The following is a 16,165-nucleotide window of genomic DNA, read 5'->3' as shown; positions in this document are numbered from 1 at the left end:
CGAGGTCGGGCACGGCGGGGCGCGCGGCGGGGCGAGCGCTACGCCGCGCGCGGCGGGGCGAGGGCTACGGCGCGCAGGCGGTGCGGCATGCGTCGAACGACTCCTGGCACGCCGTCGGGTTCTCGATCCTGGGCAGGCCGCCGTCCGGGGGGAACTTCGGCGTGAGGCAGGTCTGGAGGATCGACTGGCACTTGGCGGCGCACGCCGCGAGCTTGCTCGAGAGCGCGCCTGCGTCGAGCGTCGCGGGCGGGCCCGCGTCCGTCGGCGCGCCGCCGTCCGTGGCCGCGCCCGCGCCCGCGTCCGCCTTCGCTCCCGCGGCGGCGGGCTGCGCCGGCGACGCCTTCGCTGTCGCGGGGGGCGCTGCCGGGGTCGGGGTCGCGGCCGGCACGGTCCCGGTGGCCGCGGGAAGCGGCGCCGTCGCGGGAGGCGCGGTGACGTCGGCCGGCGCGGGGGCGACCTCCTCGGGATCGTCGCTGGACTTGCACGCCGCGATCAGCAGCGCTGGCGAGGCGATCATCACGACAAAGGCAGCGAAGAGCTTGTGGGCGCGCATGGGTGCTTCATGCTGCGCCTCCGCCGGGAACGCAACCCTCGCGCGGGAGCCGCGCGCGCGCCCTGCGTGGCGCACGCACCTTGATTTCACGCGCGCGCCCCCTGCGTGACGCGCGCACCTTGTGTCTGGAGGGAAAGGGAGCTCCGACAGGAGCGGGGCTGTCGCGCAGGAGGGCTATTCCGTCCTGAAGATCACGTGGAAGCCATAGCGGGTCTCCACGACGTCGCTGAGCTGATGGATATCGAGCTCGAACGCCGCGTCCGCGAACGGCGGCAGGACGTCGGCGCGCTCGATGGTGCCGAGGGAGCCGCCGCGCGACGCCGCGCCCGCCTCCTCGCTGTACGCCGCGACCACCTGGCCGAAGTCGGCGCCGCCGCGGATCTTGTCGCGCGCCTCCATCGCGCGCAGGCATGCCTCCTCGCGCGTGCGGGTCGCGCCGTCGGCGCGCTCGGCGCCGGCGTGGCGGACGAGGATGTGCTTCACGCCGATGCGCGGCGGCTCCTCGGCGCGCGCCTCCCGCTTCGCGGTGGCGGCCGCGAGGCACGCGGCGGCGTTCGGGGCGCTCGCCTCGGCGGGGGCGGCGCTGTCCGGCGCGGCGGCGGGCGGCGTCTGGGGCGCACCGCACGCTGTCGCGAGCGCCGTGACGAGCGCCGCGCCGAGGAGGACGAGCGGAGAGGGTCGTGCGAGCTGGCGCATCGCCGCGAGCATATCGCCAGGCGTTCACGGGGTCGGGACATTCGGAGCGGAGGTGCGCCTGAACGACGGAAAGGGGGGCGGTCGTCGCACCGGGAGGGCGCCTGCGCTGCGCGTCAGCGTCGCTCGAGATGCGTGGGGTTTGCATCGTGCGTCGCATCGCTGGTAAGAAGGCATCATGCAGCGCCTCCTCCTCGCGGCCGCACTGGGTGCCGCGCTGATCGCCGGTTGCAGCACCGCCTTCCGAGACAAACGCACGCCTTCCGGTGAGTTCTGCAGCGACATGCACGTCGTGCCGGCGGGCCAGCTCCCCGATCGCGAGTACCATCGCCTTCAGCCCATCGCGAGCGATCCCGAGGCCCGGACCGAGGCGGAGCGCCTCGAGTCGCTCCGCAAGGCCGCGTGCGCCGTGGGCGGCGATGCGGTCATCGAGGCGGTCAACGAGGAGATCCGCACCGAGGACGGCCGGTATGCGAGCGTCGCGAGCGGCACCGCGGTGATCTGGGTCCGCCGCACGGATGGAGAGGCGAAGCCGCTGACGTTGCATCCGGCGAACAAGCCCGCCGAGTCGGCGGCGCCCGCCGAGCCCGAGGCGCCCCCTGCGGATCCGGCGGAGCCTGCGTCCGACGAGCCTTACGAGGACACCCCTGCGCCCGCCGCCTCGGCCCCTCCGGCCAAGCCTGGCAAGCCCGGGTCGAAGCCTTCGCCGGCGTCGTCGGCCAAGCCTTCCTCCCCCACCCCGCCCGCCTCGGCTACCCCGCCTTCCTCCCCCACCCCGCCCTCGTCGGCCAAGCCCTCGACCCCGGCGGCGCCCGTGAAGCCCCCGCCGAAGAAGTGAGCTCCCTGTCCCGGCGCTGCCGGGACAGCGACGAGCAACGGCCCGTCCGCCCGCGCCTCCCGTTACAACGGCGTCTCCGCGAAGCCCACATGGAGGCTCGCGGGCGCGTACGCGCACAGGCCGGGCAGCTCGGCACGCCCTCCTCCCCACGCTCATGGCGCTCGGAGAAGAGAAGGCCCGAGACCGCAGCGTCCTACTTTTGCGGAGCAGGCGGCTGGCCCGACGACGAGGGCGCCGGCCCTGGCGTGCCGGATCTTGGCAGAACCTTCGTGCCGCTCGGCAGCCCCCCCGCATCACGCCGGTTGGGCAGCGGAGCCGCCTCGCCCGGCACGCCGCCGGCCGGCGGAAGGCTGGAGCCCCCGCTCGGCAGCACGTTCGGCTTGAGGACGCCCTGCCCAGGCAGCGTGCCCTGGGTCGGCAGCGTGCCCTGCGACTTCTGCGGCAGCACCCCGCCCGACGGCAGGATCTGCTCGGTCCCCTCCGGCGCCCCGGTGAGCGGCCTCGCCCCCGCGGTGCCGTAACGCAGGATGCGGAAGACAACGCGCCGGTTCTTCGACGTCATGAACTGGCAGTCGGGCGAGAGCTGCGCGTCCGGACCGGTGCAGCCGGTGTCGTCGTAGATGGGCTGCGTGTGCCCGTAGCCGACCGCCTGGAGCCGCGAGGGGTCGACGCCCTTCGCGATCAGGTACGCCATGACGCTCGCCACGCGGCGCTGGGACAGCGCCATGTTGTACAGGTCGGTCGCGCGCACGTCGGTGTGGCCCTCGATCCGCACCTCGCGGATGTCCGGGTTGTCGATCAGCACCTGCGCGACGGCCTCGAGCGTCGGGTTCGAGTCCTCGAGGATGATGTCCCTGTCGGTCGCGAAGTGGACCTGCTCGGTGATCACGATCTCGTCGCCCTTGACGAAGGCGAGCGGGCAGCCGTTCTTCCCGTGCGGGCCGGCGGGCTTGTCGGGGCACTGGTCGTCGCGATCGAAGAAGCCGTCGCCGTCGGTGTCCAGGTCCGGACAGCCGAAGTTCTCAGGGCTGCCCGGCACGTCGGGGCAGCGGTCCGCCGCGCCGATGAGCCCGTCGCGGTCCGGATCGTCGTTGTCGCGCTGCTGCAGGCGGTTGATCTCCTCCTGCTCCTGCGAGGTCTTCGGCTGCCACGTGATGACGTTGAAGAAGCGGATCGCGGGCGCGCCGAAGCCGCACGCCGCGCCGAAGCTGCCGCCGAAGGTGATCGTGATGCCGTGCTTGGTCTGCCAGCGCAGACCGAGGAGCGCCTCCGCGGGGATCTGCCCGGGATCGTCGGGGTAGCCGGTGAGCGAGGGGTAGCCGTACACCTCGCCGATGACGGAGAGGCCCCAGCGCTGCACGACGTACTGCTCGGCCGCCACGCCGAACTGCGCCATGTCGCCGACGCGAACGCCCGCGAACTGGTTGTCGGGCCGGAGCCAGATGCCGGCGTTCGCCGCGAGGAGCAGCCCGAAGTTGAAGCGGTAGTCGCCGATCAGCGTCGCGCCGCCGCTCAGCGCGCCGTCGCTGGCGAACGCGTTCTGGTCGCCCGTGGGGAAGTTGAGGTTGCCCGCGATCGCCATCCCGAACCCCTCCTTGACCTGCTCCTTCCGGTTCAGGTACGGGAGCGAGATCTTCGTCGAGAGGCGGAGATCGCCGACCGTGGAGCTCTTGACCGAGCCCTCGGTGCCGAAGCGCCGGAGGTTGCCGCCCTCCTGGAAGAGGATGAGCGGCATGGTCATCGTGACGTCGAAGACGTCGAAGAAGCCGATGCCCGCGAGGAGCGCGAGCTCGAGCCGCCCGGTGATGGCGTTGACGGCCTGCTTCGTGTCGTCGCCCGCGAGGAAGAGCACGAGCGGGTCGGCCGCGATGTCGCTGTAGAGGCCGACGGTCGGGGAGAGGTTCCCGATGACCTCGGACTTCTGGACCATCACGAGGTCGCGCGGCGCGGCCGCCGGGCGGAAGACCTGCGCGTCGAAGCGCCCCTCCACGGCGAGCGCGGGGCTCCCGGCGAGCAGCGCGGAGAGCGCGAGGAGCGGAGCGAGGAGGGACGAGCGCCTTCTCACGAGACACCTCCGCGGCTCTGCCGGCGCTTTCTTTCGAGCAGGGCCAGCGCCGCGAGGGCGAGGAGCCCGGCGGGCCGCGGGTCGCCGCCCTTCTGGCCGACGACCGAGACGCTGCAGATCTCGGCGAGGGTGCCGCCGCACGCGACGTTGTCAGGCATCGGGCCGAGCGCGCACTCCTTGGCGTCCGCCTCGTCGGTCCAGCGGCAGTGCTCGTTGCCGAGGCAGTCGACGTTCGACTTGCAGGAGATGTCGCACGTGTTGGTCGCGAGATCGCAGGTGTTGCCGCAGGGACACTGGGTGTCGGCGTAGCACTCGACGCACTTCTCGCCGTCGCAGAACGGGGTGTCCTCGGCGCAGGTCGCCAGGCACCCCGGCTCGCACGCGTGCGTCTCGGGGTTGCACGTCGTGCCGGCGCACTGCTCGTCCGAGGTGCAGCGCACGCAGGCCGCTGTCTCGGCGAACTGGCCGAGGCAGAACGGCGTGTCGTCGCCGCAGCTATCGCAGCGCAGCCCGCAGCGCCGGTCCTTGACGCACTCCTTGCACTCGCCGCTCAGGCAGTACTGGCCCTCGGCGCAGTCCATGTCGTTGCGGCACGCGGCGCACGCCGTCCCGACGGGCCCGGGGAGGCAGAAATCCACCGGCGGCGTCTGCGGATCGTTCGGGTCCTCGGGATGGGCGCAGTCGACGCAGCCCTCGCCGCAGCAGTTGGGCTGCGCGTTCTCCGGGATGGCGTCGACGCAGTGGCCCGTCGGGACGTGACACCGCTTGCCGGCGGGGCACTGCGCGTCCTCGAGGCACTCGACGCACATCGGGTCGCCGCCCGGCTCGACGGCCGCGCAGTCCATCTGCGTGCCGTTGATGCCGTTGGGACAGCAGTTGCACGAGTTGCCGGCGCACCGGTCGGCGGTGTCGCACACGACGCAGGTGTGATCGACGCAGATCTTGCCGCGCAGGCAGTCCGCGTCGGTCTCGCACTCGTACTCTTCCTTGCACTCGTGCGTCTCGGGGTCGCAGACGAAGCCGTCCTTGCAGTCCGCGCTGGTGCGGCACTGGGCGCACTGGCGGTTGCCGCTCACGTCGATGCAGAACTGCGCCTCACCCTCGCAGCGCGAGCAGGACTCCCCGCAGTAGTACGCGGTGTCGCACGGGGCGCAGAGGGCGGCCTCGTTGCAGTAGTAGCCCGTGTCGCACTGAGCGTTGCCGGGGAGGCCGGCGAAGGCGCGACTGCACTGCTGGCACTGGTCGATGTCGGGGAACGACGGCGAGCCGCTCAGCGTCTGGTAGAACTGGGCGGGCTCGAAGAGGCTGAAGCCGGCGTCCTTGAGGTTCACGCTGCCCATCTCGCGCGCGCCGAGCTCGAAATCATCGAAGTCCCCGACGAGGAAGGACATCTCGAGCGCCGCGTGCTCCCAGAGCTCCGCGTAGAGGACCTCGAGCGGGTACAGGCCCGGCTTCTCGAACGTGACCGTGTTCGTGACGCGATACGTCGGGAGACCGAGCCTCGGCGGGCGGACGACGACCGGCTTCATGCCAGAGACCCTGTCGAAGAAAGCGAGGCTCACCGCGTCGTCGGCATAGAAGCCGATATGGACCGGCCTGCCGGCGAGCTCCGCGGGGACACGCAGGAACCCGCGGAGCCGCGAGCCGAACGGCTGGTCGGTGCCGTGGCTGTTCCACGGGAAGTCGCACCCGCCCTCCTTGCATGTGGGCGACATCAGCCCGGTGAAGTCGCCGAAGCTCAGCGGGCCTGCGGTGTTCGGCGCGGCAGTGGTATTGTTGTTGCTGAAATCCAGAAGGGTCCGGATGACGTATTCTAGACGTGTGGGCTTGTAGTCGTCGCTCTCCAGGAAGGCGTTGACCTTTTCGATATAGGCCACGCGCGTGTCCAACTTCCTGGGATCGTCACTAGCGCCGGACACGTAGAACCACTGCTCCACTTCACCGGGAGGCGATAGAGCCGACGCCGCGCAGAGTCCGGTCCCCTCGACCTCCGGCAACTCCGCGATGGCGGGCGCCGAGATGGTGACCGGGTCTGGCCTCGGCTGCGCGCGCACCTGCCCCGGCAGCGCGACGCACAGGGCCGCAGCGGCCAGAGCAAGTCCTCGAGTGCGCATGGCGCGATCGCGGCTCAGCATCGCTCACGGCTTCCTGGCGCCGTTCGCGGCGTCCTACCACCTGACGTCAAGAGCACGGTCCCTAGGCTACCCGGGGCGCGCAGGCGTCTGCAAGCTCCGAACAGCTCGCCAGCCGCTCGCCCAGATGTAGGGGGCGACCCTTCAGCTCCTCATGCCACGAGACCACGACGCGGTGCGCCCGTCCAGCGACCGCCTCGATCGAAACGATGCGCCGCGGGCGGCACGCGCTCGTACGCAGGAGCTGACACGGTGCGATGCCGACATCACGACGGTGTCTGTTCGCACCGGATGACGCATCCGTGGCATCTCCGCGTGCATTACGCGACGCGGCGAACCACGCTCGAGTCGAGCGCGCCCGCGGAGCGTCCATGCGCAGGGGGGCAACGGCCCCCTCGCGATCCATGGCGGCGCAGCGTAAAGGGATCGCTCCCATGACCATGACCTCGGGTCTCGCGATCGTCACAGGCGCCTCGTCCGGCATCGGCGCGGAGCTCGCACGCCAGCTCTCGGCGCGCGGGCAGCCGGTGCTCGCCATCGGGCGGCGGGCGCACCGTCTGGAGGAGCTCTCGGCGGGGGCGCGCGCCGCCGGGCACGCGCCCATCCACCCGCTCGAGCTCGACGTCACGACGGAAGGCGCGGCTGTCCGCGTGCGGGATCGCGCGCGCGCGCTGGGCGGCGCGACCTGGCTGGTCAACAACGCCGGCACGACGCGGTTCGGGCCCTTTCTGGACGGCGACCCGGCAGCACAGGCGATGCTGGTGCGGCTCAACTGCGAGAGCGTCGTCGCGCTCTGCGCGGCGATCGTCCCCGAGCTCGTGGCGCGCGGCGGAGGGCGCGTGCTCAACGTCGCGTCGCTCGCCGCGTTCCAGCCGACCCCGGGACAGGCGGTGTATGGGGCCACCAAGGCGTTCGTGCTCTCTCTCTCCGAGAGCCTCTCCGTGGAGCTCGACGGGACCGGCGTCACGGTGACGGCGCTGTGTCCTGGGCCGGTGACCACGGAGATATTCGACGCAGGCGCGCCCGGCGTGCCGCGCAGGAAGGTGCCGTTCGAGCTCACCGCCGAGCGCTGCGCGGCGTACGGCATCGCGGCGGCGGATCGGGGCGACGTGGTCGCCGTCCCGACCGCGCTGAGCACGGCGACCGCCCAGCTCTCCCGCCTTCTCCCGCGCGCGGCGATTCGCCGTCTCTCATCGCGGATAGGGCTGTCCTTCCTCGGCTATGGCGCGCCACCTCGACGAGCCCGAGACTAGGGCGAAAGCTCGCGCGATACCCCATGGCGCTCGTTCGGGAGACTCGGCGCCGGCGGCGCTGCTGCTGTGATAGCCTCCGCTCTGCCGTCCGCACAACCGATCCCGCGGCAGGTCGCGAGCGCGTAGACCATCTCATGCAAGCACGAGCGTACGTCCTTGGTTCTGTCGTCACCCTGACCCTGTTCGCCAACGGGTGCGCGTCGCTGCTCGGCCTCGACGAGTTCGCCGATCAGTTGCCGGGCGGCACGGGCGCCGGCGGCGCTGGGGGCGCCGGCAGCGCTGGGGGCGCCGGCAGCGCTGGGGGCGCCGGCGGAGACGTTGAGGCCACCCCCTGCACGCCGGACACGTCGGAAGCGTGCTACGGCGGCCCGCCGGTCACCAGGAACGAGGGGATGTGCCGGGAAGGGAGGAGCACATGCAACGCCGACGGGACCTGGGGCGTATGCGAGGGAGAGGTCCTGCCGGCGGTCGAGCGCTGCGACGCGGCGGACGATGAGAACTGTGATGGCCTGGAGTGCGTCGCCTGGACGACCGCGTACAAACAGACGGGAGATGTCTACCTCATGGACATCGCGAGTGATGCCGACGGCAACATGTTCGTGAGCGGCGCCTTCTTGGACACCATCACGATCGGCGACCATACACTCTCGTCTGCCAGCACCACCGATATACTGCTCCTCAAGCTGAGCCCTACTGGAGAGCCCCTGTGGTCCAAGAAGTTTGGTGACTTTTACCCGGACGAGCCGTGGGCGCTCGCCGTCGACTTCAAGGGCAACCCGATTCTGAGCGGTATCAGCGATAGCGGCATCGACTTCGGCGATGGGCCCCTTCCAGCGGGGCCATTCATCGCGAAGCTCGATGCATCGGGCAAGCGCATCTGGACCAAGGGCCCGGAGGGCGGCGGGATCAGCGCCGTCGCGATCGATGCCAACGATGATGTGATCGTGGCGGGAAGTTTTAGTCGCCCGATCGACTTCGGCAGCGGGCCCATCCAGCCCGACGGTGACTCGGACATCTTCGTGGCGAAGCTCGACGGTGCCACAGGCCTCGTGACTGCGCCGGGCTGTTGGGCCCGCCGCCTCGGCAGATCAGGGGCGTCAGTAAACGCTGCGGCCATTGCGACCGATCGTTCGAACAATATCTTCATGGCTGGCTCGACGCTTGGAACCGCCGAGCTCGATAGGTTCACGCTGGATCGAGGCAGCTTCGTCATGAAACTCACGCCGTCCGGAGTACCGGACTGGATCAGGACGATGCGCCCCATCGGGCCGAGCCCGGCAGGTGTCGACGTGATGGGCATTGCCGTAGATTCCTCGGGAAGGCCTGTGTTGGCCGGAGATCACAGTGGCGAACTGCAGATAGGTTCACACACAATAACGTCGGTCAACAGGGACGTCTTCGTGGTGCAGTTCGAGGCCAACGGCACCGTGGGATGGGTGCGTACACTTGGCGGGACGGATAGTCAGATGGCCCGCGGCCTTGCGCTCGACCCCTTCGACAACGTCGTCGTCGTCGGAAACGCTCAGCAGGAGATCGACCTCGGCAACGGCCCACTCCCTCTGGCGGACGACGCCGGCTTCGTCGTGAAGCTCAGCCCCGACGCGGAGCTCGTCTGGCATCGCTTCCTTGGCAAGGACGCCGTTCCCTACGCCGTCGCCAGCTCGCCGGACGGCGAGGCGCTCGTCGCGGGCTGGACGAGAGCACCGGACGCCGATTGGGGCGCGGGCCCCCTCCCCAACCTCGGAGCCGACGGCCGCCAGCAGCTCGTCATCGCCAAGCTCGGCCGATGAGCCCGCCGTCGCTCCGGCTGCCTGGGCTCGGCCGATAAGCCGCGGCCACGAGCCTCCAGCGTAGCGAAACGCCTCACTGTGGCGCGCGCGTGGACGTTCCCACCATCAAGCGAGCGAGACCATCGATTCCCGCCGCGAAATTGCGCCCCCCTCTCCGTGGCACCCCCGTTGCTTTGCCCGTCGATCACCCCGACACGGGGCCGGAGGTCGTTCGATGAGCAAGATTCTGCGTGGGATTGCAGCAGGTTACGGCGCGAAGAAGCTCGGGGGCGGGTGCTTCAGCACCATCCTCATCTTCGTCCTGCTCTGGTGGGTGCTCGGCCACTTCGGCATCTTCCGCTGAGCGCCGCGCGGGCGCGCTCGATCAGCGCGAGCGGCCCTTCTTCCGCTGCGCCTTGCGGGCGAAGAACGCCCGCCGCGCGTCCGGCGACTTCGCGCCTTGCCGCTTCTTCACCTTGGGCGGAGCCTTCGCGAGCTGGATGTCGCTCACGCCGCGCGCCTCGCCCTGGCGGCCCCGCGGCGTGAGCGACGCGCGCTGGTAGGCGATTGTCTCGCCCGCCTTCTCGAACGAGTCGTCGCGCACCTCCACGAGGCCCGCCCGCACCAGGCCGCCGAGGAGGTGCTCGAAGTCGCGCCGCTCGAGCGACCCGTCGGCGAACACCTCGCGGTAGAGCCGCCCTGTCGGCTGCTCGCCGTCGCGCAGCGCCGCGAGGATCCGCGCGATCGCCTGCGCCTCGTCGCGGCTCGGCGCCCGGAACTCCCGCGCCGCGCACGCGGCCGGCGCGCACACGTCGCACAGCCCGCACGCCTCGCCGGTGTCCTCCTGGTCGCCGAAATGGCGGACCAGGTGGAGCATGCGGCAGCCGTGGCTCTCGGTGAACCGCGCCATCTGCAAGAGCTCGGCGAGCTTGTGGCGCCGCTGCGCCTCGTAGGGCGCGCGCCACCCCGGCTCCCCCAGCGCGACGCCCCCGTCGCCGCCGACGCGCGCGCCGCCGTGGATCCAGAGCTTCTCCAGGGCCTTGTCCGCGACCTCGGGATCCATCCCGAGATCGCCCAGGATCTCCTCCCGCGGGCGGGGCTCCGCCGAGAGCGCCCCCTCGATCCGCTGCAGGATCGCCGGCTCAGGGTAGTCGCGCTCGTGGAAGAACTCGTGCATTCGCCGATCGACGTACGAGTGCATCAGCACGGCCCGCGACGGGAGCCCGTCGCGGCCAGCGCGGCCGATCTCCTGGTAATAGCCCTCGACGCTCCCGGGCAGCCCGGCGTGGATGACCGTGCGCACGTCGGGCTTGTCGATGCCCATACCGAAGGCGATCGTGGCGACGATGACCTCGGTGCTGCCGTCCAGAAATGCCGTCTGGATCCGGTCGCGCACCTGGGGGGCCAGGCCCGCGTGGTACGCCTCGGCAGGCAGCTCCTCGGCCAGGCCGGAGGCGAGCGCCTCGGCCTCCTTCCGTGTCGGCGCATAGACGATGGCGGGCGTGCGGCCCTCCTGCCCGAGCAGCGCGCGCACCCGGGCGAGGCGCTCCCCGGGGCTGACCTCGAGGATCTCGATACCCAGGTTGCTCCGCCGGAAGCCGTGAATGAAGCGCGCCGCTGTCGTGAGCCCGAGCTGCTCGACGATGTCGTCCTGCACGACAGGCGTGGCTGTCGCTGTCAGCGCGATGACCGGCGCCGGACGGAGCGCCGGGAGGCGCTGGCCGAGCATGCGATAATCAGGGCGGAAGTCGTGTCCCCATTTGGAGATGCAATGGGCCTCGTCGACCGCGACGAGCGACGGCTTCCTCCGCGAGAGCAGCTCGGGGAAGCCGGGCACGCGGAGCCGCTCGGGGGCGATGAACAGGAAGTCGAGCGCGCCAGCGAGGTAATCGATGCAGGCCTGCCGGGATTCGGCCCGGCTCCGGCCGGAGTGGATGCGCTCGGCGGCGAAGCCGCACGCCCGGAGCTTCGCGGCCTGGTCCTCCATGAGGGCGATGAGCGGGCTCACGACGAGCGTCGTGCCGCCGCGGGCGATCCCGGGGAGCTGGTAACAGAGCGATTTGCCGGCGCCGGTTGGCATGACGAGCAGCACGTCGCTCCCCGCGGCCGCCGTCCGGCAGACGGCCTCCTGGTAGGGGCGGAAGGCGCGGAAGCCGAAGCACTGCTGGAGCAGATCGAGGAGATCCGCCGGCCGGCGCTCCCGGGAGGGGGCGACGGCCGCGGCGCGCACAGGCGACGGTGCAATCGCCGCGGCGCGCGACGGCGCGATGGCCGCAGCGCGCGACGGCGATGATGCCCGATCCACCCCACCAGCCGGAGGTGAAGCCGCGACCGCCGCACGCGCCCGCGGGGGCGCCGCCGCCGCGGGTCGCTCCGGCATGGGCACCACGGCTGCCGGACGAGCCCGCGCCTGCGCCCGCGCCGGCGACGATGCCGCGGCCGCCGCCGCGACCGTCTGAAGCGCGCCGCGCGACGCAGCGACCGGCGCGACCGCCGCGCTGCTGCCCGGCCCGCGACGCGCCGTCGCGCGCGGCGCCTCGCGCTCCTGCGGCGCAGCCGGCGCGACGGCCGCGGATCCGCGCCTGTTTCCGGGACGCCTCACCTCGCCGCCTTCCCGCGAGGGAGACGCTTCTGCGCCCGGCCAGGGCGAGGCGCCCGCTGCCGGGCGACGCCCGGCGCTCACCTCCTCCACCACGTGGCGCACGTACGACTCGATGCCTGCCATGAAGGAGGGCAGATCGCCGGCGCCCCGGGCCATGCGGGCGAGCTTCGCCTCCCAGGCGCCCGTCATCGCGGGGCTCTTCACGTCCGCGTGGACGACCTCGATCAGCCCGACGCCCTTGTCGGTCGCGTGCAGCAGCTTGCCCTTGCGCACGAGGTACTCGCGCCGCAGGAGCGTCTCGATGATCGCGGCCCGCGTGGCCGGGGTGCCGAGGCCCGAGTCCTTCATCGCCTCGGAGAGCTCCTTCTCGTCGAGGCTGCTGCCCGCCGTCTCCATGGCGGTGAGCAGCGTCGCCTCGGTGAAGCGCGGCGGCGGGCGCGTCTTCTTCGCCAGCGCCTGCGCGTCGAGCACGAGCTGCACCTGCCCCTTCACGAGGCCCGCCGGGAGCTGCTGATCTGCGGTCTCCCGCTCGCGCTCGCCCTCCCCCTCGTCGCCGTCGCGCCCCTCCCCGTCCTCCCTGGCATCCCCCTTCTTGCGCGGCTTGGCCGGCGGCTTGCCGTAGCCGATGTCGAGCACCTTCCACCCGGCCTTCTCCACGACGCTGCCCGCGCTGTGATAGCGGTCCACGATCGGCGCGCCGGCGCCCTCGCCGCGGCCGCGCGTCGTGATCGCCGTGATGACCGTCGTGATCGACGTGACGTGATCCTCGTGCCACGCCGAGAGCAGGCGCCGGCAGATGAGATCGAAGATCTTCTGCTCATCGGTCGACAGATCCGCGCGCGACGACCGCGCCCCCGTGGGGATGATGGCGTGGTGATCGCCGACCCTGGCGTCGTCGACGAAGCGCCTTCCGAGCGGCCGGGTCCCCGTGCCCGGGGCGAGCATGCCGCTGTAAGAGCCCTCGATCGCCTGCACCACCGCGCCGAGCGTCGCGGCGATCTCGGTCGAGAGGTGACGGCTGTCGGTGCGCGGATAGCTGATGAGCTTCCTGCGCTCGTAGAGCGCCTGGGCGACCTCGAGCGTCCTCTGCGCGGAGAAGCCGTAAAGGCGGTTCGCGTGCCGCTGGAGCTCGGTCAGGTCGTAGAGCAGCGGCGGCGGGAGGCGGCGGGACTCGGACCGGATCGCCTCGATGCGCGCCTCGCCGCGCCGGGCCCGCTCGACGATGCGCGCCGCCTCCTCGCCGTCCGGCGGCAGGCGCCTCCGCAGCGGCGCTGTCTCGCGCGCCTCGCGCGGCTCGCCGCCGCCCGCGGCGCCGGGCTGCTCGCCGGGGGGATCCTTGTCGCGGAAATACGTGCCCTTGTACGACGACCCGGCGGCGCCCGCGCCGTCGTCCCTGTAGGGGGAGAAGGTAGCGACGACCTCGAGGTACGGCTCGGGGACGAACCGCCGGATGGCGAGCTCGCGCTCGACGACAACGGACAGCGTCGGCGTCTGCACGCGGCCCACCGAGAGGTCCTGGTCGAAGGCGAGGCTGTAGGCGCGCGAGAGGTTCATGCCGACGAGCCAGTCCGCCCGGCTGCGGCCGCGCGCCGCGTCGGCGAGGCCGTCGTAGCTGCACGCGTCGCGCAGCCGGCGGAGCCCGTCGCGGATGGCGTCGGGGGTGAGGCTCGATATCCAGAGCCTGTCGACCGGCTTCGTGCAGCCGGCCGCCTCGTAGATGTAGCGGAAGATGAGCTCGCCCTCGCGGCCCGCGTCGGTCGCGCAGACGACGCGCTGGACATCGCGCCGGCCAAGGATCTTCCGGACGATCTCGAACTGCGCCCGCGTCCCGGGGAGGACGACGAGCGGAAAGCGCGCCGGCAGCATCGGGAGGAGATCGAGGCGCCAGCGCTTCCAGGCAGGGTCGATCTGGTGCGGCTCGGCGATGGCGACGAGGTGCCCCACCGCCCACGTGACGACGTAGCCGCCCCCCTCGAGGAAGCCCTCGCCGCGCCGCGAGGCCCCGAGCACCGCGGCGATGTCGCGGGCGACGGCGGGCTTCTCTGCGACCACAGCGATCATTCGGGCAACCCGGGAGGAACGAGCGCCGCCCGCGCCTCCCGCGGGTGCCGTGATAGCGCGTGGCGGCCCCAGGCGGTATCGAGAACCGCGCCGGCCCGGAAGCGCGCGCCCGGGCCGCGCCCGCCCCCGGCTTCGTGCCGGCCCCCGCGGCGCCGAAGGGGCTCGGCACGACGTTCGGCGAGCGGCGCAAGTCGCGCATCACCTCGACGCAGTTCGAAAGGGCGCCGCCGAAGCCCGCGGCCGTGCTGGTGATCCGCTACGAGCAGCGCGAGGGGCTGCGGGCGCTCGGGATCGACGTCGACGGGCTCTCCCAGCGCGAGACCGCCAGCCCGTTCCCCGCCGAGACGGGCTTCGCCGAGCCGCCGCCCGGCTGGAAGGGGTGAGCTGGGCCTGCTCGGTCCGCGCCTCCAGGTCGTCCATCCTCCTCTGGCGCCGATCGATCAGGCCGGCAGAGCCGAACATCGCCGGACGATGTCGATCAGGCCGTCGGCCCCGTTCATGAACCGTGAGAACGCCCGGCCGCGGAGGCACCAGCGAGCGTCCACCGCGTCAACCCGCGGTGGACAGCCTCGGGCGACGGCGCAGGGCGCCCGCCACGAGAGATGGGGCGCCAGGGGTCTTTGCGCGGAATATACAAGTCAGCACGCCACGAGGGCGCCCTCGGGCCCCCCGCCGCGCGCCAGGGCACGCTCCTTGCCGTGAACTCCCCGCGAGCAGCGCACGGGCGCCCTGAGCCCGCCACGCGCATCGTGGGAATCCAGCAAAAGGCTCCGGTGACGCAGGACACTCGCTGACGCGCCTGCTGGCCCCTGCCCGGGAGCGCAGGCGCCGGCAGAGCGACAGTGAGGGCGTCGCCCGGAGTCCACTTACGAGAGGCAGCATGCGGAGAGCATCCTTGGTTTGTTCCGTCGTTGTACTGGCAGCGCTGTCGGGCTGTACGGCGAGCAGCGACAGCGACAGAAGCAGCGATGGCAGCAGCGGCGCTCCGGGCACCGGCGCCGGCCCCGGAGTCGACGACTTCGGCGGCGCGGCGGGGGGCGAGCCCGGAGGCGACTTCACCCCTGGCGCCACGACCGGCGGAGAGCAGGCGGACTGCGGGCGTCAGAACTTCGACGTCGAACGCAGGCCGGCCAGCATCCTGCTCGTCCTCGATCGCTCGGCGTCGATGCAGGACGATCCGAGCGGGGACGAGGGCACACCGTCGAAATGGGACATCGTCGTGCCCGCCTTGCAGGAGGTGATCGCGGCGACGAACGAGGCGGCCTCCTGGGGCCTGAAGGTGTTCCCACAGGGCGACAGGACAGGCACCTGCACCGAGGAGAGCTTCCCGGGCGATATCCTGATCCCGATCGCGAGCAACAACGCGCCCACGGTGAATCAGGCAATCTCGAGCACGACCCCCGAGGGCGACGGCACGCCGACAGGCGACGCCATCAACAAGGCGGTCGAGTACCTGCAGGCGATCCACAACGACGACCCGAAGTACATCCTGCTCGCGACGGACGGAGACCCGTCGTGCCCCAAGAGCGACTCGGACGAGTTCGCCGTGCAGGCGGTGACGGACGCGGCCGCCGCCGGATTCCATACGTTCGTGGTCGGGATCGCGTCGCAAGAGAGCAAGGTCAAGGCGCTCGACGGCCTCGCCGTCGCGGGGCTCGAGCCGCGCCAGGACCCGGATCCGCTCGCGCCGAGGTTCTACCTCGCGGCGACGAAGGACGAGCTCGTGACGTCGCTGCTGACGATCACGGGAGAGGTCTCGACCTGCCTGTTCCCGCTGAGCGCGCCGCCGCCGAACCCGGACCACGTCGGCGTGTTCGTCGGGGACCAGGCGGTCCTGCAAGACACCACGGGCACGGACGGCTGGGACTACACGGGGCCCGACATGATGACCATCGAGCTCCACGGCCCCGCGTGCGAACAGGTGGCGAGCACCGGCGCCGGCTCCGTCAAGGTGATCTTCGGCTGCAAGGACGACCCGATCTACTGAGCTGCGGAGCGCGCGCCGACAGGCCGGCGCGGATCCCATCGAAAGATCGCCGTCCAGAGCCCCTGCGCGTCAACAGCGAGCGTCAACCGGTGTCGACCTCGCGTTGACACCCCGGCCGCGGCCCACGCCCGCGCGGCGCCCGAAGTCCGCCGCACCCCCTGGATCGCCGCTTGCATTCGTGTAGGAGTCGACCCAGAGGCCAGCCCGGGGTC

At 71.7% G+C, this 16,165-nt stretch carries 11 protein-coding genes; 6 read left to right on the top strand and 5 right to left on the bottom strand.

Annotated elements, in window-relative coordinates; genetic code table 11:
* Window positions 1-64: 64 nt before the first annotated feature.
* Together WMF42_RS17165 and WMF42_RS17160 are read right to left on the bottom strand one after the other, a co-directional pair.
* The gene (locus tag WMF42_RS17165) at window positions 65-553 is read right to left on the bottom strand and encodes a hypothetical protein (RefSeq protein ID WP_061609873.1); all 489 of its coding nucleotides are present in this window, start codon (window positions 551-553) and stop codon (window positions 65-67) included.
* A gap of 174 nt (window positions 554-727) precedes the next feature.
* The gene (locus WMF42_RS17160; RefSeq protein WP_061609878.1) at window positions 728-1,249 is read right to left on the bottom strand and encodes a peptidylprolyl isomerase; all 522 of its coding nucleotides are present in this window, start codon (window positions 1,247-1,249) and stop codon (window positions 728-730) included.
* 175 nt (window positions 1,250-1,424) lie between these two features.
* Between WMF42_RS17160 and WMF42_RS17155 the strand changes: the two genes are divergently transcribed.
* Complete coding sequence (locus WMF42_RS17155) at window positions 1,425-2,084, top strand: hypothetical protein (RefSeq protein WP_437693164.1); 660 nt, start codon at window positions 1,425-1,427, stop codon at window positions 2,082-2,084.
* Window positions 2,085-2,277: 193 nt separating this feature from the next.
* On the opposite strand, the gene WMF42_RS17150 is transcribed toward WMF42_RS17155, so the two are convergent.
* Together WMF42_RS17150 and traA are read right to left on the bottom strand one after the other, a co-directional pair.
* Window positions 2,278-4,149, bottom strand: coding sequence for an OmpA family protein (locus WMF42_RS17150; RefSeq protein ID WP_437693163.1), 1,872 nt, complete (start codon window positions 4,147-4,149; stop codon window positions 2,278-2,280).
* On the bottom strand, window positions 4,146-6,263 hold the full coding sequence (traA, locus tag WMF42_RS17145; protein WP_437694297.1) for an outer membrane exchange protein TraA family protein: 2,118 nt from the start codon (window positions 6,261-6,263) through the stop codon (window positions 4,146-4,148). The genes WMF42_RS17150 and traA overlap by 4 nt, the downstream gene beginning before the upstream one ends.
* A gap of 452 nt (window positions 6,264-6,715) precedes the next feature.
* On the opposite strand from traA, the gene WMF42_RS17140 reads away from it, so the two are divergent.
* From WMF42_RS17140 to WMF42_RS17130, 3 genes are all read left to right on the top strand, one after another.
* Window positions 6,716-7,534, top strand: coding sequence for an SDR family NAD(P)-dependent oxidoreductase (locus WMF42_RS17140; RefSeq protein ID WP_437693161.1), 819 nt, complete (start codon window positions 6,716-6,718; stop codon window positions 7,532-7,534).
* A 134-nt stretch (window positions 7,535-7,668) separates the two neighbouring features.
* Complete coding sequence (locus tag WMF42_RS17135; RefSeq protein WP_437693159.1) at window positions 7,669-9,324, top strand: SBBP repeat-containing protein; 1,656 nt, start codon at window positions 7,669-7,671, stop codon at window positions 9,322-9,324.
* 214 nt (window positions 9,325-9,538) lie between these two features.
* On the top strand, window positions 9,539-9,667 hold the full coding sequence (locus tag WMF42_RS17130; RefSeq protein ID WP_020736078.1) for a hypothetical protein: 129 nt from the start codon (window positions 9,539-9,541) through the stop codon (window positions 9,665-9,667).
* 21 nt (window positions 9,668-9,688) lie between these two features.
* Here WMF42_RS17130 and WMF42_RS17125 read toward each other — a convergent pair whose 3' ends face one another.
* The gene (locus tag WMF42_RS17125) at window positions 9,689-13,966 is read right to left on the bottom strand and encodes a DNA topoisomerase 3 (protein WP_437693157.1); all 4,278 of its coding nucleotides are present in this window, start codon (window positions 13,964-13,966) and stop codon (window positions 9,689-9,691) included.
* A 59-nt stretch (window positions 13,967-14,025) separates the two neighbouring features.
* Here WMF42_RS17125 and WMF42_RS17120 point away from each other — a divergent pair, with 59 nt between their 5' ends.
* Together WMF42_RS17120 and WMF42_RS17115 are read left to right on the top strand one after the other, a co-directional pair.
* A complete protein-coding gene (locus tag WMF42_RS17120; RefSeq protein ID WP_437693155.1) occupies window positions 14,026-14,349 on the top strand; it encodes a hypothetical protein in 324 nt (107 codons plus the stop codon).
* A 497-nt stretch (window positions 14,350-14,846) separates the two neighbouring features.
* Window positions 14,847-15,953 carry a vWA domain-containing protein gene (locus tag WMF42_RS17115; protein WP_437693153.1) on the top strand — a complete coding sequence of 369 codons (1,107 nt, stop codon included), beginning with the start codon at window positions 14,847-14,849 and terminating at the stop codon, window positions 15,951-15,953.
* Window positions 15,954-16,165 lie beyond the last annotated feature (212 nt).

Origin of the sequence: Sorangium sp. So ce176 (assembly GCF_051519835.1) — a bacterium.
Lineage (GTDB): Bacteria > Myxococcota_A > Polyangia > Polyangiales > Polyangiaceae > Sorangium > Sorangium cellulosum_G.
This window is presented reverse-complemented; position numbering and strand designations above follow the sequence as displayed.